The sequence below is a fragment of the Streptococcus sp. HMSC077D04 genome, assembly GCF_001808785.1.
GTDB lineage: Bacteria > Bacillota > Bacilli > Lactobacillales > Streptococcaceae > Streptococcus > Streptococcus mitis_BX.
This window is the reverse complement of record NZ_KV794547.1, coordinates 5156-24957: the sequence shown is the minus strand read 5'-3', so window position 1 is coordinate 24957 and position 19802 is coordinate 5156. Positions and strand designations below refer to the sequence as shown.

Genomic DNA, 19802 nt, shown 5'->3' with positions numbered 1-19802 from the left:
TGATGCGTTTGCGGAAATAAGTCAACCGGCTGTACTTTCTTCAACTTATATCCCAATTCTTGGTAGAGTTTGATATCACGCGCCATGGTCGCAACATTACAGGAAATATAGGCAATGCGTTCAGCACCTGTTTGGCTACTTGCATTGATAAAGCTTTCTGTGAGTCCTTTTCTTGGTGGATCCACTAGGATAAGGCTTGGTTGAATTCCATCTTTGAGCCAATTCTTCATAGCATTTTCAGCTGTATCACAGACATAGTGGGCGTTTGAAATATTGTTCAGTTGGGCATTCTTCTTGCTATTCTCAACTGCTTCTGGAATAACTTCAACACCATAAACTTCTTTGACATGTTTGGCAACAGAGAGGCCAATCGTCCCGATACCAGAATAGGCATCAATAACCACATCATCTTCTTTTAATTCAGAAAAGTCAATGGCTGTTTGATAAAGTTTTTCAGCCATTTCAGTATTGACTTGGTAAAATGCTGGTCCAGCGATTTGGTAGTCATTTCCCAACATCTGGTCAGTGATAAAGTCTTGTCCATAAAGTGTGCGCCATTCCTTACCAAAAATAGCATTGGTGTTTTGGTCGTTGACATTTTGCATAACAGACGTGATGTCTGGGAACTGCTTGATGACTTGTTCAATCAATTGCTCCACACGAAAAACTTTGGGACGAGTTGTTACCAAAATAACCATAATTTGACCTGAATAGTGTCCGCGACGCACCACAAGATTTCGAATCAAGCCAGATTGTTCCTTTTCATCATAAGGTTTCAGGTCATAACGACGGAGCAAGTCACGTAGGGCTACAACTACCTCATCAATCACAGGATCTTGGATAAAGAAATCTTCTAGAGGCATGAGGTCATGGGAATTCTTACGGAAAAAGCCAGTTTCCAAGACACCATTCACTCGACGAACAGGCACCTGCGCCTTATTGCGGTACTTGACTGGATTTTTCATACCCAAAGTTTCAGCAACCTCTATATCATCAATTCCAGCAATCTTGTAGAGACTGTCTTTGACTTGCTTGGTTTTAAATTTGAGTTGTTCTGGATAGGCAAGATGACCTAAATCCGCGATTCCTGAACGCAGGTAAGCCAAATCTAGATCTTGATTACGATGTGGTGACTGGACAAGGTATTCTTCCACTTTCCCAAAACCAATCTTTTTATTAACCTTGAGGACACGCATGAGGATTTTTTCACTTGGTAAAGCATTCTCAACAAAAAATACCAAACCATCCACCTTGGTAACTCCTACCCCTTCATGGGTCAAGTCCACAATTTCAACTTCAACAATATCATTTTTCTTTAACATTCTCTTCTCTTTCTATTGGCCGACAAAAAAGACGGCAACGTTACGGTTACCATCTATTATACCATGAAATTTCTTAAGAACCAAAACTCTTGAAGAAGTTGACAATGGCTTGCCAGAGGGAGCTTAAGAAGTTCCCGCCATCCTCTAGCGCCTTATCCGCATCAAAGTTAAGGTTGATATTTTTAAAACTGTCGCCAGCTTGTGATACGATGCTTTGTTTAAGGTCATTCAAAGTTTTAGTGAAGTCTGCATTGCTGAGGATATCACTCTTTGAGAGATTCAAAGCAAAATTGATGATGATATTGATTTGGTTTCCTGTTATAACCTGATCGAGTTTGTAATTTTTTAAGGTATCTTCAACGATTTTGCGGACATCTTCTTCTGTCAGATTTCCCTTACTTTCTTTAGCTTTGGCGAGTCCTGACTTGATATCGGCTAGGGCAACGTTTAATTTATTAGCATCATAGCCTGACTTGTCCTTGTTTTCAGCATTGATATCTGACAAAGCCTTCAGCTCTTCTTGAGCCAAGTCTTTATTGGCTTGCGGCACCTTGGCTCCATTAGCTTCTAGCGAATAATAGATCCCTGCTAAAGCACTCTCACCTGTAACTGGAATAGGAGCTGCTACAGTGATTTTGGCGTGTTCCACACCTAAAGTTACGGCTGCATTTCGGTACATATCCTGAGTTACCTTAGTGATGTTTTCTGGTGTTTCAATCTTGACCTCAAGTGGCGACTTGTCACCTAGTTTTTGAATCTTGGCTGATGAATACAATTGTAAGCTAGAGTCATTGGCAACATTCATAATCTTAGAATAGACATCAGGTGTCATGGTCTTGAGTTCTTTGGTGTCTGTTGAGGCATTGTAGCCTAGTTTTTTAAGGGTTTGATTTTTTTGATCTTCAGACAATGATGAACCTAGGACATATTCAGGTTGGACATAGGTTTCATCGATAACTTTTTGAACATCTGTTGCTGCATGGACGCTATTCATAGCTGTTACTGCCCACAAGACCGCAGCACTAGTCAGAAAGAGTTTCTTTCTCATAGGGAATTTCCTCCTTTACCTTTCTAGAGTAATATATCTATCTTAAAGAAAACTTATAACAAAAACACCTGGGCTAGCCAGATGTCGAAAAGAGAGTGAAACATTTGATGATGTAAAGGTTGAGTTGCACCTGTCTAGAATAGTAATAGTTTCCTCCATTTACATAGAGTTCGGCCCCATGAAAAATGGAAATGGGGTGAATATAACTATAAGTCTTTCCAGTGGTATTGCCAAGCAAGGGAGCAACAGTCTCACGAGAGTACTGTTTGGCCAGTGCTAGGGTGTTTTCCTTACCATTTTGGGCGATAAAATCGATATAGGCAGGTCCAAAATTATAGGCTTGAACAGCCGTCCAGACATCAACACCCTTCTTCTGCGCCAGATAGAGATTATCTGTCAGAGTTTGAACGCCTTGCCGAATGCTAGAGGCATTATCATTGATAGTGTTGGTGGAACCACTTGCAGACTCACTAGACTGCATAACATCGCCTTCTTTTCCTTTTGTTTCGGTATAAATCATAGCGAGCACAAGCTCTTCGTTTGCTGGGGTGTCTTTTTCACTCAAGATTTCTCGCACCATGGGTTGATAAGTCATGACTTGCTTGACATCTTGGTGAACGCGGTAAGCTTTATAGCCAGCAAAAAGGAAGACTGCTAGTACAAGCACTCTTCGAATTCGTTTAAACATTATTTACTTTGAATATCCTCGATATTTTTGATTAAGATAGAGTAAGTTCCATTGTCATTTTGGATAAACTCGACCGATTCTGCGTCTTGATAGACGTTATTGGGAACAATGAGCTCAATTCCATTTGACAAGGAGAGTTTTTGATTTTCAAATTTCTTTAATTGGCGACTAGCATCTATTTCATCAAACTGAACTGGTTCTGGTACGGCTTCTTTGACTTGGTCAATAAAGCTTAAACGAGCCGTCAGATTGTTGTCAAAAAGGTCATTAGCCAATTTCTCGGGTGACAATTCATTACTTTCTTCCAGATTGTTAAAAATAGCTGATTTTACCTTAGATTGAAATTGAAAATCATCTGTGTTAAAAGTCTCAGCAATCCTCTGGGCCGTTTTTTCTAGTTCCTTGATAGATTTCTTAGGAGAAATCTTAGGGGCGACGGCTAGGAGATTATCTGAAAAATAGTTCAAGAAAGCCCCGTTGTACTTGATTCGTTTTTCAATCAGATGGTACTTGCGGCTTTGAAGATTAACCACCAAGGCCTCATCAGCCCCTGTTCCAAATCCAGGCAGATTATTCTGAGTCAGCTTGATTGGATTATCAACTTCTCCTCCGAGGTGAGTCAAGGTCTCCCGCAGAGCAATTCGCAAAAAAGCGAAATGTTCTATACCTTCTTTAGAAAATTGCACAAAAATCAAGTCATTGGTCTTAAGATTTTCTGAAATGCTGAACTCCTCTTTCCAGAGATTAGCCAGTGTTACTGATGTCTCCAACAAATCGTCAGTGATGTGATTGAAGAAGGGATTTTCTTCCTCGAAAATCCCAGTCTTGGCTTCATCTGAATACACACGTTCAATTTTTTTACGCAGGTATTCTTCGATTTTTGGAGTAATATTGAGAAATTTATCCGCTAGAAACAGCTCGGTATCATCCGGGCTGAACTGATGAATAATAGCTTTCTTAATATAAATATCCATAAAAGTTTTAGTCCTCGTATAATGGGAAGGCATCTGTCAATTCTTTGACTGCACTTCTCACTTCTTCTAAGACAGCCTCATTTTCTGCATTTTTAAGGGTTTTAATTATCAGTTCAGCAACTTTGCGACTCTCTTCTTCACCAAATCCACGCGCAGTGATGGCTGCAGATCCGATACGAATCCCACTTGTCTTGAATGGTGACAAGGTTTCGTAAGGGATTGAGTTTTTATTTAGGGTAATATTGACTTCATCCAGCAAGTTTTGAGCAACTTTTCCGTTTTCTACAACTTTAGTCACATCCACTAGGAAGAGGTGGTTTTCAGTCCCACCAGAAATGATACGGAAATCAGGATCTTGCAAGAAGACTTCTACCATAGCCTTGCTGTTTTTGATAACATTGGCAGCATATTCCTTGAAGGCTGGATCCAAAACTTCTTTGAAGGAAACTGCCTTAGCAGCAACAACATGCTCCAAAGGACCGCCCTGAATACCTGGGAAAATAGCTGAATTGATTTTCTTAGCAAGTTCTTCGTTATTAGTCAAAATCAAACCACCACGAGGTCCACGAAGGGTTTTGTGAGTCGTTGTTGTAGTGATATGAGCGTATGGTACCGGACTTGGGTGTAAACCAGCAGCAACCAAACCAGCGATATGGGCCATATCCACCATAAGCTTAGCCCCAACAGCATCTGCGATTTCACGGAATTTTGAGAAGTCGATAATTTGAGAATAGGCTGACGCACCAGCTACAATCAGTTTTGGTTTTACTTCTTGGGCTTGTTTTAAGATAGCATCAAAGTCCAAGAGTTCCGTTTCAGGATCCACACTATAAGAAACAAAATTGTAGGTTTGACCAGAGAAGCTGACAGGAGCTCCGTGGGTCAAGTGTCCACCTGCTGCCAAATCCATCCCCATAACAGTATCGCCCGGTTCAATCAAGGCCATGTAAGCCGCACAGTTGGCTTGGCTTCCTGAGTGAGGTTGCACATTGGCAAATTTAGCACCGAAAATTTCTTTTGCACGTTCAATAGCTAGACTTTCTACCACGTCTACCACATCAGTCCCACCATAGTAACGGCGTCCTGGGTAGCCTTCGGCGTATTTATTCGTCAAGATAGACCCTTGAGCTGCCATAACAGCCTTGGAAACTACGTTTTCCGAAGCAATCAACTCAATGTTGTTTTGTTGGCGTTCTTCTTCTTTGGCAATAGCATTCCAGAGATCAGCATCATATGCTTTAAAATCATCTTTGTCAAAAATCATAGGTCTTCTCCTTTATTGTGTGACTAGTCCATTAGTTTAATTCTCTTATAAGAAAATTAAACTAAAAGATGCGAATAAACCGTTTCTGCATTTTATCACAAGTATAACCAACTTTTTCATAAAATGCATGAGCACCCAGACGATGATCGGCAGAGTTTAAGCGGATAAACCCATAACCACGTCTTTTTGCTTCTTGATCCAACCCTTGCAGTAAGCTTTTACCAATACCTTGACCTTGCGCTTGAGGTGAAACTGCTAAGGCTAAAATATTAAATCCTGCTTTAGAATAAAGTGATTCATAGACCTCAGCGTGGACATATCCAAGTAAGACATGACTAGCTTCATCCTCATAGCCAAGAAGGAAATGATGGGAATCCTGAGACAGTTTAGCTAGTTGACTAGCCGTGTCCTCTGGACTAAAAGAATAGCCCAAAGCTTCTTGGTTAATGTCACATATAGATTTCACATCTGTTTCTCTTAAATTTCTTAGCATTTCATGCCTCCTCAAAAGAAATCTCTGGCAACCGAGCAAGAATATCTTCTCGCTTAACGGCCCCTTGACGTAAGATTTTCACCTTGTCTCCAGACAGATCCAAAATAGTTGAATCCTGTCCAGTTAGAAAAGCATCGTCTTCCAAACCCAGAACATCTTGGTCAAAATCCTTCAGAATTTGTTCAAAGGTCACGCCACTTGCCTGACCTGAGATATTGGCAGACGGTCCAATCAGGGGCCCTGTCACTCGAATTAAATCCAGTGTGATAGGGTGACTGGGCATCCGAAATCCAACAGTTTCAAGACCAGAATTGACCCAATAGGGAACTCGGTCATTGGCTTCGAGAATGATGGTTAAGGGACCTGGCAAAAAGGTCTCTACAAGTTTTTGCAGATAAGATGGCTGATTCTTAGAAAAGTTCAAGATGTCCTCTAGAGAGGCGATATTGAGATTTAGTGCCTTATCTCTAGGTCGACGTTTGAGCTGGTAAACATGGTCAACTGCTTTTTCATCTAGAGCCTTGGCAAAAAGACCATAAACAGTCTCCGTAGGTAGAACGACCGCTCCACCATTTTCCAACTCTTGTCTAATCTTGTTTATCATCAACGACAACCATCCTATCTTGACCAAACTGGTCCTTGAGTGTTCGTACTCGCTTTTCAGGAAGATGTTTCCTAAAAAGTTCAGGAACACTTTGACCTTGCTTGTATCCAATTTCAAGGTAAATCTTACCACCATCTTTGAGATAGTCTGTTGCATCTTCCGAAATTCTACGGTAAATAGCTAGGCCATCCTCATCTGCAAAGAGAGCTAGATGAGGTTCTGAATGCAAAACATTCAAGCCGACCTCTGACGCATCTTCACGAGAGATATAGGGTGGATTGGATACAATTATATCATATTTTTCAGAAATTTCTGCAAAACAATCAGATTTTTTAAAAAATATATTAAGTTTCTGATTTTTAGCATTATTGGATGCAAGGTCAAGCGCCTCTTGGGAAATATCTGTTGCTGTCACTGACCAATCTGGTCTAGCTTTTGCTAATGCAAGGGCAATGGCTCCACTTCCAGTCCCGATATCTAGGACCTTAAGATTTTCCTCATGATTTTCAGCCAAGATAAGCTCCACCAACTCCTCTGTCTCTGGACGAGGAATCAAAACCCGCTCATCAACTGTTAAATGCATTCCGAAGAAATCTGCATAACCAATAATGTACTGGGCTGGTTTATGAGCCGCTAACTGCTGGTAAATTTCCTCTACAAATAGTTTTTCTTCGTCGGTTACCTCTTGCTGGAGGGCGAAAACAAAGTCTGTAAAAGTGAGATTTTTCAGACTACGATAGACAAAAGAGAGGCTTTCAGCTTCCTCTCCTTGTCTTATCAACTCTTCTTCAAAATCTGAAAATAATTGAGCTAATTTCATTATTTGTTTAATTCTTCTAATTTTTGTGTTTGGTCATATAGAACCAAGGCATCCACAACTTCGTCCAATTTACCAGATAAAATGGTATCTAGTTTTTGAAGGGTTAAGCCGATACGGTGATCTGTGACACGGTTTTGTGGGAAGTTATAAGTACGAATCCGTTCTGAACGGTCGCCAGTACCGATTGTCGACTTACGCTCAGCGTCTTGTTCATCCTGAGCAATCTGAGCAAAGTGGTCAGCAACACGCGCACGAATGATTTTCATGGCCTTCTCACGGTTCTTCTGCTGGGTACGTTCTTCCTGCATCTCAACCTTGATATTGGTTGGCAAGTGAACGATACGAACGGCAGTCGCAACCTTATTGACGTTCTGTCCACCAGCACCAGAGGCGTGATAGATGTCAACACGAAGGTCTTTTGGATCAATATCGTATTCTACTTCTTCGACTTCAGGCATGACAAGAACTGTTGCTGTCGAAGTATGTACGCGACCTTGGCTTTCCGTCACAGGGACACGTTGTACACGATGAGCACCTGATTCGTACTTAAGCTTAGAGTAAACAGACTGACCTGAAACCATGGCAACGACTTCTTTGAAACCACCGACACCGTTCATAGAAGCTTCCATAACTTCAAAGCGCCAGCCTTGGGCTTCCGCATACTTTTGGTACATGGTTAGAAGGTCTCCGGCGAAAAGTGATGCTTCGTCACCACCAGCTGCTCCACGGATTTCAAGGATGATGTTCTTGTCATCATTAGGATCTTTTGGGAGGAGCAAAATTTTGAGTTTTTCTTCGTATTCTTCTTTTTCAGCCTTGGCATCTTTGAGCTCTTGCTTGGCCATTTCTTCCAAATCCGCATCTCCGCCTGATTCCTTAATCATCTCTTCAGCATCAACGATGTTTTGAAGGACTTGTTTGTACTCACGGTAGGCTGTTACAGTATCACGACTAGAAGCCTCTTCTTTGGAAAGATCCATGAAACGCTTGGTGTCCGAAACCACATCTGGGTCACTCAGTAACTCTCCTAATTCTTCATAACGGTCTTCTACAGCTTGTAGTTGATCATAGATGTTCATTTTTCTTCATTCTCCTTATTGATTTCAGGCGCAAAATAATGTTTACGGCAAACTGAGATATAGGTTTCATTACCACCAATCTGGATCTGCTCACCATCATAGACTGGCAGTCCATCCTGTGTACGCAACACCATAGTCGCCTTTTTCTTACAATACTGACAGATGGTCTTGATTTCGTCAATCTTGTCTGCTAAGAGCAAGAGATACTTGGAACCTTCGAACAGTTCATTGCGAAAGTCATTTTTCAAGCCAAAAGCCATGACAGGTATGTCTAACTCATCAACAACACGAGCTAGATCGTAAACACGGTGACGCTTGAGAAACTGGGCTTCATCGACCAAAACACAGTAAGGCTTTTCTGGTAGGTCTCGGATATAGCCAAAGATATCCGTCGTCTCCTCAATCGCAAGAGCAGGGCGTTTCATACCGATTCGACTCGACACATAGCCAACACCGTCACGAGTATCCAGAGCTGAGGTCATAATCACAACGCCTTTTCCTTGCTCCTCATAGTTATAGGCCACCTTGAGAATCTCAATCGTCTTACCAGAGTTCATGGTCCCATAACGATAATACAACTGTGCCATGTTTCTTGCTTCACGTCCATTTCTAAATTTTTGCTACATTCTAGTATATCATAATTTTCTTAAGCTTTAAACGGCAAAATGTGGTAAAATAGAAGAAATCAAAAACTAGTGGAGGAAGCTATTATGCCATTTGTACGCATCGATTTATTTGAAGGACGCACGCTCGAGCAAAAGAAAGCTCTTGCTAAGGAAGTAACGGAAGCTGTTGTCCGTAACACTGGAGCACCTCAATCTGCTGTCCATATCATCATCAACGACATGCCAGAAGGAACTTACTTCCCACAAGGGGAAATGCGCACCAAATAAGCTAGCTTAAGCAGAATTGCTTAGGCTTTTTCAATCTCCAAGTAGCATCCATTGAAGAAATAGCCTAAATTTGTTACAATTTGAAAAGAGACTTGGAAAAATTTCCAAGAAAAGAGCTATTTATTAAAGGAAACATTATGATTACACGTGAATTTGATACCATCGCTGCTATCTCTACTCCACTAGGTGAAGGGGCTATTGGTATTGTCCGCCTGAGCGGAACAGAAAGTTTTGCTATTGCGCAAAAGATTTTTAAAGGGAAAGACTTGAGACAGGTTGCTAGCCACACTCTCAACTACGGTCACATTATTGATCCTCTGACTGGTAAAGTCATGGACGAGGTTATGGTTGGGGCTATGAAATCTCCAAAAACCTTCACTCGTGAGGATATTATCGAGATTAACACCCACGGTGGGATTGCGGTGACCAATGAGATTCTCCAGTTAGCTATCCGTGAAGGAGCTCGATTGGCTGAACCTGGTGAATTTACCAAACGTGCCTTTTTAAACGGTCGCGTAGATTTGACACAGGCCGAGGCCGTGATGGATATCATCCGCGCCAAGACAGACAAGGCCATGAACATTGCGGTCAAACAACTTGATGGTTCCCTTTCTGATCTTATCAATAATACCCGTCAAGAAATCCTCAATACACTTGCCCAAGTTGAGGTCAATATCGACTATCCTGAATATGATGATGTTGAAGAAGCGACTACTGCTGTTGTTCGTGAGAAGACTATGGAGTTTGAGCAATTGCTAACTAATCTCCTTAGAACAGCACGTCGTGGTAAAATCCTTCGTGAAGGAATTTCCACTGCTATCATCGGCCGTCCCAACGTTGGGAAATCAAGCCTTCTCAACAACCTCTTGCGTGAGGACAAGGCTATCGTTACAGATATTGCTGGTACTACTCGAGATGTCATTGAAGAATACGTCAACATCAATGGTGTTCCTCTCAAATTGATTGATACAGCTGGTATCCGTGAAACGGATGATATCGTTGAACAAATTGGAGTTGAGCGTTCAAAAAAAGCACTTAAGGAAGCTGACTTAGTTTTACTAGTGCTAAATGCTAGTGAACCACTGACTGCTCAAGACAGACAACTTCTTGAAATTAGCCAAGATACAAACCTTATTATTCTTCTTAATAAAACTGATCTTCCTGAAGCAATTGAAGCTTCAGAACTCCCTGAAGACGTTATTCGTATCTCCGTCCTTAAAAACCAAAACATCGATAAGATTGAAGAGAGAATCAACAACCTCTTCTTTGAAAATGCTGGTTTGGTTGAGCAAGATGCTACTTACTTGTCAAACGCCCGTCATATTTCCTTGATTGAGAAGGCTGTTGAAAGCCTACAGGCTGTTAATGAAGGGCTGGAACTAGGTATGCCAGTTGACTTGCTTCAAGTTGACTTGACCCGTACTTGGGAAATTCTCGGAGAAATTACTGGAGATGCTGCTCCAGATGAACTCATCACCCAACTCTTTAGCCAATTCTGTTTAGGAAAATAAGAAATCCATGATCGTTCAATCGGTCATGGATTTTATTGTAATTATTAGTAATCTGGTCTTAAGACACCTGTTACAGTTGCCTTAGTTGCTTCGTAGTCGCCATCTACAACAACCTTGATAATGCGTTTGGCATCTTCTTCTGGTGCTGGAACAAGAGGTAGACGAGTTGGTCCAGCTTCAAATCCCATGTAGTTAAGAACGGCCTTGACTGGAGCAGGACTTGGGTAAGAGAAGAGGGCATTAACCTTAGGAATGAACTTACGCTGAATTGCTGCTGCTTTCTTCATATCGCTTTCTTCAATGGCCGTAAACATCTCGTGCATTTCATCCCCATTTGTATGGGAGGCAACAGAAATAACCCCATCCGCACCAAGGTTCATGGCATGGAAAGCATCTCCATCCTCACCTGTATAAATCAAAAACTCCTCTGGCTTATGCTCAATCAAGTAAGCCATATTTGCCAAGCTAGTACATTCTTTGACACCGATGATATTTGGATGGTCAGCCAAGCGAAGCATGGTTTCTGGAGTCAACTCTACCACTACGCGACCTGGAATATTATAAATTATAATAGGTAAGTCAGAAGCATCCGCAATGGCCTTAAAGTGCTGATACATTCCTTCTTGAGAAGGTTTGTTGTAGTAAGGAACAATAGCAAGCCCAGCAGCAAAACAACCGAATTCTGCTACTTCTTTGACAAACTCGATAGAGTCACGCGTATCATTGGTACCCACACCCGCAATCAAAGGAACACGCCCATTGACAACTTTCTGTACAGCTGCAAACAGTTCCAACTCTTCATCGTGGGTTAAAGTTGGACTCTCGGCAGTCGTCCCTGCTAGAAGAATGCCGTCTGTATGATGGGCCAACAGATGCTCAATCAAGGCTGGAATGGCATCAAAGTTGATGGAACCATCCTCGTGGAAGGGAGTAATAAAGGCTGTGATGATTTTACACTCTTTTAAATCTTGATAAGACATGAGAAACACCTCTCTATTTCAAAGAAGGAGTTCATATGAACTCCTAAACAATATGACTATTTTAATTCAAATTTCAATTCGGCCGTTGGACGAACCAATCCACGTTCGTGAAGAGTTTCTGCAATCTGAACTGAGTTCCAAGCAGCACCTTTGAGCAGGTTATCTGAAACAACCCACATGTGGATTCCTTTTTCAGCATCCAAGTCTTTACGGATACGACCAACAAAGGTATCACGTGAACCAACTGCATTAATGGCTTGAGGATAGATTTGATGAGCTACATCATCTTCAAGAACAGCACCTGGGAAGGCTGCGATAGCTGCTTTCACTTCTTCGATTGGAGCCACTTCTTTTGTTTCGATGTAAACTGACTCAGAGTGAGCTGACAAGACTGGAATACGCACACATGTTGCAGATACTGCAATGCTGTCATCTTCCATAATTTTCTTAGTTTCCTTAGTCATCTTCATCTCTTCGTAAGTGTAATCATTGTCAGTGAAGACATCAATTTGTGGAAGAGCATTGAAGGCAATAGGATAGTGTTTCTTGTCACCACCTGAAGGCAAGATTTCGGCATGTAAATCACGTGGATTCACTCCATCATTCAAGACTTCACGAAGTTCACGTTGTGTCTCAAGAATTGCTCCCATACCAGCACCTGAAACTGCTTGGTAAGTTGAAACAATGATACGGTCCAAGCCCCATTTTTGGCGAACTGGCTCAAGAGCCACCATCATTTGGATTGTTGAACAGTTAGGGCAGGCAATGATACCGTTGTGGGCATCAAGTGCATGAGCATTGACCTCTGGAACAACCAAAGGAACATCTGGATTTTGACGGAAGTAAGATGTATTATCTACTACTACCGCTCCAGCTTTAACTGCGTATGGTGCATATTTAGCTGATGTAGAACCACCTGCTGAAAAGAGAGCAATATCAACTCCTTCAAAAGCTGTTTCAGTCGTTTCTTCAATCGTAATATCTTGATCTTTAAATTTCAAAGTCTTGCCTGCTGAACGTGCAGAAGCAAGTAAACGAATTTTATCAATTGGAAGTGTTGATTCTTCCAACATTTTTATCATCTGAGCTCCGACAGCACCTGTCGCGCCGACTACAGCAACTGTATATCCCATAAATAACCTCTTTCGGAATTTTCTAAAAATTTCTATAATAGATGTATTATACTACTTTTTCCATGAATTGCAAAGCTTTTTCATCAATTTTGGAAAATAAAAATCCCCAGTCGTTAGACCAGGGACTAAGAGGCATCTTCATGTGATGAGCAGGTTCACACAACTCATCAAGGTCCGCTCCTGCGTTATGACCTCCTTATGCTCAATAGTAGCCCGAAGACTACCTATCGACTCATCGCGCCTATTATATTACTAGAAATAAGTGATTTTGTCAATAAAAAATTTTTGCAGGATGACTTTTATTATACAAAAGTCAGAATTTTTTCTCGCGAGCATAAGAAAAAAACTCTTGTGTTCAAGAGTTTCTCTGTAAATATCATGCTAATTGCCGGGATTGAACCGGCGACCTCATCCTTACCATGGATGCGCTCTGCCAACTGAGCTAAATCAGCTTACTTAAGAAGTATACTATAGTTAGAAAAACTTGTCAAGTTTCCTTAGAAATTTTCCATAAGAAAAAGCCAGGTAAGAGCCACCTAGCTTCTCTTCGTCTATTTGCTTAAATCAATTCGACGACCAATTTTACCAATGATAATCGCACCAATAATTAATGAGGCAAATTCACCAATCCCTGTTGTGAACCAAGTAAGGAAAAATGGTAATTGCGCTACGATATTCAACTCTGCAGCGATAGTAAACATGGAAATTGAAAAGAGGATTGAAAAGAAGAAATGATCTTTTCGAATTAATCCATTAAAGAGGTAATCTTTGCTGTATTTTGCAAAAAGCCAAACACCTAGACTAAGGAATACTAGGGTTGATCCACCACCAACAAAGACATCTAGCAGTCCGAAGCTAAAGAAATTAGCAATCATACAACCGATAGTAACTCCGATGATATACTTAGGATTGTAAAAAGCCATAAAGTTCATCATTTCTGAAATGCGAAACTGATAAGCACCATAGCTAATAGCATTTAGGGGCGGTGTAACAGTCAAAACGACATAGATAGCAGCGACGATTGCAATATCTGCAACATCACGAATAGTTAATTTTTTCATCTTTTCTCCTTTGGCGGGTTGTCCGCGTGTAATATGCTTGGTGAAAGAAGCTAAGCACCAAGGGTTGCTTGAATCAACCTTACTAGTATAGCACAATAGCCTGCTTTATGCTATACTAAAAGCATGAAAAAACGTATTCAATGTCTCTTAGATAATGAACTCTTTGCTTATCTCTTTTTTGGTATAGCGACTACTCTTATAGCTATCCTATCCCGATTAGTCATTTATCAACTAAGTCATCAAGAACTCCTTGCTACTGGACTCGCAAATAGTATCGGTATTCTGTTTGCATTTATTACAAATGATAGACTTGTATTTAAGCAAGCTAGGAAGAATTGGTCAAGACGTTTAGTAAAATTTACTCTAGCACGTCTCTTCACTTTTGGTCTTGACCTTGTCTTGACTTTTATTTTTGTTACACGTTTTCCAGAAATCATTGGACGGTTCGTTAACAATAATCTGGACTTAGTTAATGAGATTGAGACTTTATCGGCTCAAATTGCTATTATTATGTTAAATTATTTTTTAAGTAAATTGTATATTTTTAAGAAAACAAGGTAAATTTCAAGCATTAATCTTGCAATTTATTTGTAATTGAGTTATAATAAATTTAAAATTATGGAAAGGAAATTATGAAAATGTTAAAAGATCTTAAAGCATTTTTACTTCGTGGTAATGTTGTTGACCTTGCTGTCGGTGTAATCATTGCTACTGCTTTTGGTGCAATCGTTACATCACTTGTTAACGATATCATCACCCCACTTATTTTGAATCCAGCCTTGGAAGCTGCGAAAGTACAAAACATCGCTGAGCTTGCTTGGAATGGTGTTACATATGGTAAATTCTTGAGTGCTGTTATCAACTTCCTAGTTATCGGTACTGTTCTCTTCTTCGTTATCAAAGGAATTGAAAAAGCTCAAAGCCTTACTAAGAAAGAAGAAGCTGCTGAGGAAGCTCCAGCTGGTCCAACTGAGTTGGAAGTACTTCAAGAGATCAAAGCTCTTCTTGAGAAAAAATAATCAATTAAAAGGATCTAGCACAAAGCTAAATCCTTTTTTCTTTACTCTTTTGGTAACTTACCTGCTTTTTCAAGCATTTTCTTAATAAGATAAGGCATCTTAACATTTTCCCGACCTTTTTTCTCAATCAGTTTTTTCACAAATTCCGGCATTTGTAAATCTTGAGATTCGGCCAAGATATTTTTAGTTTCATCCGAAGGAACTAACTCATCAAAGGTTTCTTCTTCAGGGAGAAATTCCTTAAATTCTTGATGTTCATTGGCTCTGACTGTATTGACCAAGGCATCAATCAAACGAGAATCTGTATTTGGCATTGGTGGACGATGATAGTTCACCCCAAATTCCTGACACAAGTCATAACATTCCACATCGTTGTCAAACAAGACTTCAATATGCTCGCTGATGAAGCTGATAGGAACAAAAATATAATGGTCTGGATGTTCTTTCTGCTCTCTAAGATACTCCAAGACATCTGGCTTAATCCATGGAATCCCAATATCACTTTCACTTTGCCAAGTGTTAGTATATTGCTCGGAACTCAAACCCAGCTTTTCAGCGACTAGCTTGCTATTTTCAAAAATTTGATCGATATAAGGATCGCCAAAATCCAAGGCAAAAATGGGCACACTGTGGGCTGAAAAGATGACTTTAAAGCTATCCTGCTTTACTTCTTCTTTTAAAATCTTACCAATTTCATCCGCCCAATAGTTTAAGAGTGCTTCTTCTTGATACCAGTCCTTAATGACCAAAAATTGAATTTGTTTGCTTTCTAAAAATTTTTCATAGCCCATGACAGAGTAGAAAGAATAATGAGGCTCCAAAATCAAGCAGATACACTGTTCAATGCCGTCTGCTTCCATCTGACCGATCACATCTGGAATAAAGGGTCTAGAAAACTTATTGGCAAAATAGACACTGTATTCATTTCCCAGCCTAGCTTCTACCAAATCAACCTCTTCACGGGTAATTCTTTGCAGAGGCGTACCTCCAATAAGTACATAATTATCATAGAGTGTTTGAATCTCGTGGTCTTGAGGTCTCACTCCGCGACGAATATTTGTGAAAAAATCAGCCACACCTTCAAAGGTAATCTCTTCTGGCGAACCGAAAGTCATCATTAAAATTGCTTTTTTCATAATCGCTTCCTTGTGATATTTTTATCAAGTTTATTTTATCATTTATTCAATAATAAGTAAACGCCAACATAGTGAATTTCCCCAACTTCTGTCTTTTGTTTTTCTCTCTTTTCTATGATACAATGGAAAAAATGAATTCAAAAGGAGTTTTTTATGACTTATCCCAATCTCTTGGACCGCTTCTTAACCTACGTTAAGGTCAACACGCGCTCTGATGAACACTCTACTACTACTCCAAGTACACAGAGTCAGGTAGATTTTGCTACAAATATCCTTATTCCTGAAATGAAACGTGTTGGATTACAAAATGTTTATTATCTACCAAATGGTTTTGCAATTGGGACCTTACCAGCCAATGATCCATCATTAACACGTAAAATTGGCTTTATCTCCCACATGGATACTGCTGACTTTAATGCCGAAGGAGTCAAGCCACAGGTAATTGAAAACTACGATGGTGGTGTGATTGAACTTGGAAATTCTGGTTTCAAACTCGATCCAGCCGACTTCAAGAGTCTTGAAAAATATCCAGGACAAACCCTCATCACAACCGATGGAACAACCTTACTAGGTGCTGATGACAAGTCAGGAATTGCTGAGATTATGACTGCCATTGAATATCTGACTGCTCATCCTGAAATCAAACACTGTGAGATTCGTGTTGGTTTTGGTCCAGATGAGGAAATCGGTGTTGGTGCTAATAAATTTGATGCAGAAGATTTTGATGTTGATTTTGCCTATACTGTAGATGGCGGACCTCTCGGAGAACTTCAGTACGAGACTTTCTCAGCAGCTGGGGCTGAATTGCATTTCCAAGGACGCAATGTCCACCCTGGTACCGCCAAAGATCAGATGGTCAATGCCCTTCAGCTAGCAATTGATTTTCATAATCAACTTCCAGAGAATGACCGACCTGAGTTAACAGAAGGTTACCAAGGCTTCTACCACCTAATGGATGTGACAGGTAGTGTCGAAGAGGCGCGTGCAAGCTACATCATTCGTGATTTTGAAAAAGATGCCTTTGAAGCTCGTAAAGCAGCTATGCAGTCTATCACTGATAAGATGAATCAAGAACTTGGTAGCGACCGTGTCACTCTAAACTTGACAGACCAGTACTACAATATGAAAGAAGTCATTGAAAAAGATATGACTCCAATTACCATTGCTAAAGCCGTTATGGAAGATTTAGGTATCACTCCTATAATCGAACCAATCCGTGGAGGGACAGACGGCTCTAAAATTTCCTTTATGGGAATCCCTACTCCCAATATCTTTGCGGGTGGTGAAAATATGCACGGACGTTTTGAATACGTCAGCCTTCAGACTATGGAACGTGCAGTTGATACCATCATTGGTATCGTAGCTTATAGAGACTAAAAAAGACGAGGTAGCTCAGCTACTTCGCCTTTCTTTTTATTCTGCTGGTTTTTCTTGATTTCCAGCACTTGTTGTAGATTCTGTGGTTTCCTCTTCTGAAGCCGATTCAGCAGGTTTAGAATCTGTTGCGTTGCTCGGTTTGTTTTCGTCACTGCCAGTTTCACTGTTAGATTCTGCAGTTGCTAATGTTTCAGTTTCGGGACTTGTCTTATCACCATTTGCCTCAGCATTTGTTGCTGGACTTGCTTCTTCACTTGCGCTTGATTTTGACTTGATTTCTTGATTCAAGACTAGAATAGCTTTTGTCAACTCAAGCAAAGCAGCCTTATCTTTACTCTTAGCAGAAAGTTGATCTAGTAAAGCATCTACCTTATCAAAGTCCGTATCAGAACCCTTATTGTTTTCTAAATAAGAATGAAGCGACATGAGAATATCGTAGAGTTTTTGATAGAGTACAAGTGTCTGAGGATCTTGCTCTGCATTTTCTTTCTCTTGTTGAAGGGCGCTAGCGATACGAGTCAAGACATCTTTCACCTGACTGTTTACTTCATCCAAGTCTGCATCAGCCTTGTTTGTAGCAGCTTTGAGATTTTCTACTTCTTCTGCTAAGGATTGTCTGATTCCTTCTTCTTGGATTTGCTCTAAGAGTTGAGTTGCCTTACTCAAAAGACTTTCTACTTGTTCCTTGCTGACACGATTCATATGCTCTTCAGGCATAAAGTCTCCGTACAATTCTTTCAAGAAGCCATAAATGGCTGTCTTGGCAGTTTGGTTATCTACTTTTTCAGTATCTAGAACTGTCTGAGTCGATTTAGCAGTAGTTGGCTGAGCCTTCAACGCTTCTTCCACTTCTTGTTTTGCCTGATAGATGCTTGGGAATAATTTGTTCAATTCTGCTGCCTTAAGGAAGGATTGAGACTGATACAAAGTCCAAGTCAACTGAGCTACTTTGTTTCGAAGTTCATCACTCAAACGACCGTCATTTACGTGTTCGTAGAAATACTTGATGTATTCTACAGTTGTAACACCTGTTCGATCATTAAAGTCTTGAAGAGCTTGAAGTTGTGATTCAACCGCTACTAAAGCAGCCTCATCTTTAGCCAATTTAGCTTCTTGGAGTCGAACGAGAAGGTCTTTCTTAGGAAGTCCATAAGAGTCTGTGTCCAGTGTATTGATTTTATCAATCAAGGCCTGATATTTCTTATCTAGAGCGCTTGTTTTAACAGGCTTGACACTTTCATCAATATGGATATATTGCTTATCAAAGAGATCCAGTGTTGCAAGATAACCTGCTGTAGAGTTAGTTGCCAGTTTCTTCATGTTTTCAGTAAACTGACCTAAAGCTAACTCAATCTGTCTTTGTTCGATAGGCTTGTCTTTATAGATGTTTCTGCTTTCAGCTAGAAGTTGGTCTACTTTTGCCAAAACTACCTTCTCATCAAAAGCTCCAGGTTGGTAGTTGGATTGTAGAGCTGGAATTTTATTTTTCAAAGCCACTTCATAGCCCTTAGTTTGAACCTTGATGTAGTGATTATGGTCGCCATGAGGAATCACAAAACTACCATTTTCTACCTGCAAGCTATAAGGAGACACACCATCTCGCAAAGCAGTGGTATAAAGTTCATTTAGGAAATCAAGTTCTGGATTTCCAGTTTGAAGAGGAATACGAACGTGTTCTTTACGAACAGCATATGGATGGATATGAGTTGGATCGTAGGCTTGGTCTGGATTTCCAAAGACAAAGAATCCGTTTGAAATTCTAATCGCTTCAAGTGGAACTCCGTATGTTTTAGAAATATAAGCAATCTTTTCTTCATCGCTAGCATCTCTTGAGAAAGACTCTACCGTTTTAGCAAGAGGTTTTACAGGCTCTGCATCATGATGTGTTTTCAAATGGTCTTGTGCAGCCTTAATTTGCTCTGCTGTCAAATCCTTCTTGAAGAAGTAATGATTGTGGTCACCATGACTCATGACAAAGCCTTGATCATCTTCACTTATGACACGATCGGCATCAAAACCGTGATCATGGTCTTCATCATGATGGTGTCCATGATTATCTTCATCGTGATCGTCATCATGAGCTGGATTTGGTGTTGCTGGCGTTTTACTTTTCAGATGATCCTGTGCAGCCTTAATTTGCTCCGCTGTCAAGTCCTTCTTGAAGAAATAATGATTATGGTCACCGTGTGACATGACAAAACCTTGCTCATCCTCACTGATGACACGATCGGCATCAAAACCGTGAGCATGGTCTTCACCATGTTTGTGGCCATGATTATCGTTATCGTGTTCATCATCATGGGCTGGACTTGGTGTTGCTGGACTTGCACCTTTCAAGTGTTCTTGCGCTGCCTTGATTTGATCAGCAGTCAAATCCTTCTTGAAGAAGTAATGATTGTG

The 19802-nt window shown here is 40.5% G+C and carries 20 protein-coding genes, 1 tRNA gene and 1 riboswitch; of the genes, 5 read left to right on the top strand and 16 right to left on the bottom strand.

Annotation, left to right across the window (positions count from 1 at the left end):
• From rlmD to HMPREF2701_RS07110, 10 genes are all read right to left on the bottom strand, one after another.
• A partial coding sequence (gene rlmD, locus HMPREF2701_RS07155) for a 23S rRNA (uracil(1939)-C(5))-methyltransferase RlmD (RefSeq protein WP_070482579.1) occupies positions 1 to 1322 on the bottom strand: 1322 nt, incomplete at its 3' end.
• 73 nt (positions 1323 to 1395) lie between these two features.
• Positions 1396 to 2370 carry a DUF1002 domain-containing protein gene (locus tag HMPREF2701_RS07150; RefSeq protein ID WP_001227769.1) on the bottom strand — a complete coding sequence of 325 codons (975 nt, stop codon included), beginning with the start codon at positions 2368 to 2370 and terminating at the stop codon, positions 1396 to 1398.
• 73 nt (positions 2371 to 2443) lie between these two features.
• Positions 2444 to 3058 (bottom strand): cell wall hydrolase Pmp23, encoded by a 615-nt coding sequence (pmp23, locus tag HMPREF2701_RS07145; protein ID WP_000476378.1) that lies wholly within the window; start codon positions 3056 to 3058, stop codon positions 2444 to 2446.
• Positions 3058 to 4032 (bottom strand): nucleoid-associated protein, encoded by a 975-nt coding sequence (locus tag HMPREF2701_RS07140; RefSeq protein WP_070482577.1) that lies wholly within the window; start codon positions 4030 to 4032, stop codon positions 3058 to 3060. The genes pmp23 and HMPREF2701_RS07140 overlap by 1 nt, the downstream gene beginning before the upstream one ends.
• A 7-nt stretch (positions 4033 to 4039) precedes the next feature.
• Positions 4040 to 5296 (bottom strand): serine hydroxymethyltransferase, encoded by a 1257-nt coding sequence (gene glyA / locus HMPREF2701_RS07135; protein ID WP_000575482.1) that lies wholly within the window; start codon positions 5294 to 5296, stop codon positions 4040 to 4042.
• 61 nt (positions 5297 to 5357) lie between these two features.
• The gene (locus HMPREF2701_RS07130) at positions 5358 to 5789 is read right to left on the bottom strand and encodes a GNAT family N-acetyltransferase (RefSeq protein WP_000945732.1); all 432 of its coding nucleotides are present in this window, start codon (positions 5787 to 5789) and stop codon (positions 5358 to 5360) included.
• Between the two features lies 1 nt (position 5790).
• On the bottom strand, positions 5791 to 6393 hold the full coding sequence (locus HMPREF2701_RS07125; RefSeq protein ID WP_070482575.1) for an L-threonylcarbamoyladenylate synthase: 603 nt from the start codon (positions 6391 to 6393) through the stop codon (positions 5791 to 5793).
• Positions 6377 to 7213, bottom strand: a complete 837-nt coding sequence (prmC, locus tag HMPREF2701_RS07120) for a peptide chain release factor N(5)-glutamine methyltransferase (RefSeq protein WP_061589703.1) — start codon at positions 7211 to 7213, stop codon at positions 6377 to 6379. The genes HMPREF2701_RS07125 and prmC overlap by 17 nt, the downstream gene beginning before the upstream one ends.
• Positions 7213 to 8292 (bottom strand): peptide chain release factor 1, encoded by a 1080-nt coding sequence (gene prfA, locus HMPREF2701_RS07115; protein ID WP_061589702.1) that lies wholly within the window; start codon positions 8290 to 8292, stop codon positions 7213 to 7215. The genes prmC and prfA overlap by 1 nt, the downstream gene beginning before the upstream one ends.
• Positions 8289 to 8879: a thymidine kinase gene (locus tag HMPREF2701_RS07110; protein ID WP_070482572.1), complete on the bottom strand. Its 591-nt coding sequence runs from the start codon at positions 8877 to 8879 to the stop codon at positions 8289 to 8291. Before HMPREF2701_RS07110 ends, prfA begins: the two co-directional genes overlap by 4 nt.
• 123 nt (positions 8880 to 9002) lie before the next feature.
• Here HMPREF2701_RS07110 and HMPREF2701_RS07105 point away from each other — a divergent pair, with 123 nt between their 5' ends.
• Both HMPREF2701_RS07105 and mnmE read left to right on the top strand, forming a co-directional pair.
• Positions 9003 to 9185 carry a 4-oxalocrotonate tautomerase gene (locus HMPREF2701_RS07105; RefSeq protein ID WP_049509325.1) on the top strand — a complete coding sequence of 61 codons (183 nt, stop codon included), beginning with the start codon at positions 9003 to 9005 and terminating at the stop codon, positions 9183 to 9185.
• Positions 9186 to 9322: 137 nt separating this feature from the next.
• Positions 9323 to 10696, top strand: coding sequence for a tRNA uridine-5-carboxymethylaminomethyl(34) synthesis GTPase MnmE (gene mnmE / locus HMPREF2701_RS07100; RefSeq protein ID WP_049509327.1), 1374 nt, complete (start codon positions 9323 to 9325; stop codon positions 10694 to 10696).
• A gap of 44 nt (positions 10697 to 10740) precedes the next feature.
• Here mnmE and dapA read toward each other — a convergent pair whose 3' ends face one another.
• The 4 genes from dapA to HMPREF2701_RS07080 all read right to left on the bottom strand — a co-directional run bounded on the left by dapA (position 10741) and on the right by HMPREF2701_RS07080 (position 13870).
• Positions 10741 to 11676: a 4-hydroxy-tetrahydrodipicolinate synthase gene (dapA, locus tag HMPREF2701_RS07095; protein WP_061589700.1), complete on the bottom strand. Its 936-nt coding sequence runs from the start codon at positions 11674 to 11676 to the stop codon at positions 10741 to 10743.
• Positions 11677 to 11732: 56 nt separating this feature from the next.
• Entirely contained in the window at positions 11733 to 12809 is a 1077-nt protein-coding gene (locus HMPREF2701_RS07090) for an aspartate-semialdehyde dehydrogenase (protein ID WP_000542463.1), read from the bottom strand.
• 379 nt (positions 12810 to 13188) lie between these two features.
• Positions 13189 to 13261 (bottom strand) — tRNA-Thr (locus HMPREF2701_RS07085).
• Between the two features lie 99 nt (positions 13262 to 13360).
• Complete coding sequence (locus tag HMPREF2701_RS07080) at positions 13361 to 13870, bottom strand: QueT transporter family protein (protein ID WP_000737072.1); 510 nt, start codon at positions 13868 to 13870, stop codon at positions 13361 to 13363.
• Positions 13868 to 13965, bottom strand: a riboswitch (PreQ1 riboswitch). It overlaps the preceding gene by 3 nt.
• 28 nt (positions 13966 to 13993) lie before the next feature.
• Here HMPREF2701_RS07080 and HMPREF2701_RS07075 point away from each other — a divergent pair.
• Together HMPREF2701_RS07075 and mscL are read left to right on the top strand one after the other, a co-directional pair.
• Positions 13994 to 14431 (top strand): GtrA family protein, encoded by a 438-nt coding sequence (locus HMPREF2701_RS07075; protein ID WP_061589699.1) that lies wholly within the window; start codon positions 13994 to 13996, stop codon positions 14429 to 14431.
• 77 nt (positions 14432 to 14508) lie between these two features.
• Positions 14509 to 14889 (top strand): large conductance mechanosensitive channel protein MscL, encoded by a 381-nt coding sequence (gene mscL / locus HMPREF2701_RS07070; RefSeq protein ID WP_000910205.1) that lies wholly within the window; start codon positions 14509 to 14511, stop codon positions 14887 to 14889.
• A gap of 41 nt (positions 14890 to 14930) precedes the next feature.
• Here mscL and hemH read toward each other — a convergent pair whose 3' ends face one another.
• Positions 14931 to 16025, bottom strand: a complete 1095-nt coding sequence (hemH, locus tag HMPREF2701_RS07065) for a ferrochelatase (RefSeq protein ID WP_061589698.1) — start codon at positions 16023 to 16025, stop codon at positions 14931 to 14933.
• A 153-nt stretch (positions 16026 to 16178) separates the two neighbouring features.
• Here hemH and pepT point away from each other — a divergent pair, with 153 nt between their 5' ends.
• Entirely contained in the window at positions 16179 to 17402 is a 1224-nt protein-coding gene (gene pepT, locus HMPREF2701_RS07060; protein WP_061589697.1) for a peptidase T, read from the top strand.
• 36 nt (positions 17403 to 17438) lie between these two features.
• On the opposite strand, the gene HMPREF2701_RS10760 is transcribed toward pepT, so the two are convergent.
• Positions 17439 to 19802 (bottom strand): pneumococcal-type histidine triad protein (locus HMPREF2701_RS10760; RefSeq protein WP_186821224.1); only part of this gene is annotated, 2364 nt, incomplete at its 5' end.

Coding starts and splice junctions, on each gene's coding strand:
- HMPREF2701_RS07150 (WP_001227769.1), bottom strand. CDS start 2,370: ATGAGAAAGAAACTCTTTCTGACTAGTGCTGCGGTCTTGTGGGCAGTA.
- pmp23 (WP_000476378.1), bottom strand. CDS start 3,058: ATGTTTAAACGAATTCGAAGAGTGCTTGTACTAGCAGTCTTCCTTTTT.
- HMPREF2701_RS07140 (WP_070482577.1), bottom strand. CDS start 4,032: ATGGATATTTATATTAAGAAAGCTATTATTCATCAGTTCAGCCCGGAT.
- glyA (WP_000575482.1), bottom strand. CDS start 5,296: ATGATTTTTGACAAAGATGATTTTAAAGCATATGATGCTGATCTCTGG.
- HMPREF2701_RS07130 (WP_000945732.1), bottom strand. CDS start 5,789: ATGCTAAGAAATTTAAGAGAAACAGATGTGAAATCTATATGTGACATT.
- HMPREF2701_RS07125 (WP_070482575.1), bottom strand. CDS start 6,393: ATGATAAACAAGATTAGACAAGAGTTGGAAAATGGTGGAGCGGTCGTT.
- prmC (WP_061589703.1), bottom strand. CDS start 7,213: ATGAAATTAGCTCAATTATTTTCAGATTTTGAAGAAGAGTTGATAAGA.
- prfA (WP_061589702.1), bottom strand. CDS start 8,292: ATGAACATCTATGATCAACTACAAGCTGTAGAAGACCGTTATGAAGAA.
- HMPREF2701_RS07110 (WP_070482572.1), bottom strand. CDS start 8,879: ATGGCACAGTTGTATTATCGTTATGGGACCATGAACTCTGGTAAGACG.
- HMPREF2701_RS07105 (WP_049509325.1), top strand. CDS start 9,003: ATGCCATTTGTACGCATCGATTTATTTGAAGGACGCACGCTCGAGCAA.
- mnmE (WP_049509327.1), top strand. CDS start 9,323: ATGATTACACGTGAATTTGATACCATCGCTGCTATCTCTACTCCACTA.
- dapA (WP_061589700.1), bottom strand. CDS start 11,676: ATGTCTTATCAAGATTTAAAAGAGTGTAAAATCATCACAGCCTTTATT.
- HMPREF2701_RS07090 (WP_000542463.1), bottom strand. CDS start 12,809: ATGGGATATACAGTTGCTGTAGTCGGCGCGACAGGTGCTGTCGGAGCT.
- HMPREF2701_RS07080 (WP_000737072.1), bottom strand. CDS start 13,870: ATGAAAAAATTAACTATTCGTGATGTTGCAGATATTGCAATCGTCGCT.
- HMPREF2701_RS07075 (WP_061589699.1), top strand. CDS start 13,994: ATGAAAAAACGTATTCAATGTCTCTTAGATAATGAACTCTTTGCTTAT.
- mscL (WP_000910205.1), top strand. CDS start 14,509: ATGTTAAAAGATCTTAAAGCATTTTTACTTCGTGGTAATGTTGTTGAC.
- hemH (WP_061589698.1), bottom strand. CDS start 16,025: ATGAAAAAAGCAATTTTAATGATGACTTTCGGTTCGCCAGAAGAGATT.
- pepT (WP_061589697.1), top strand. CDS start 16,179: ATGACTTATCCCAATCTCTTGGACCGCTTCTTAACCTACGTTAAGGTC.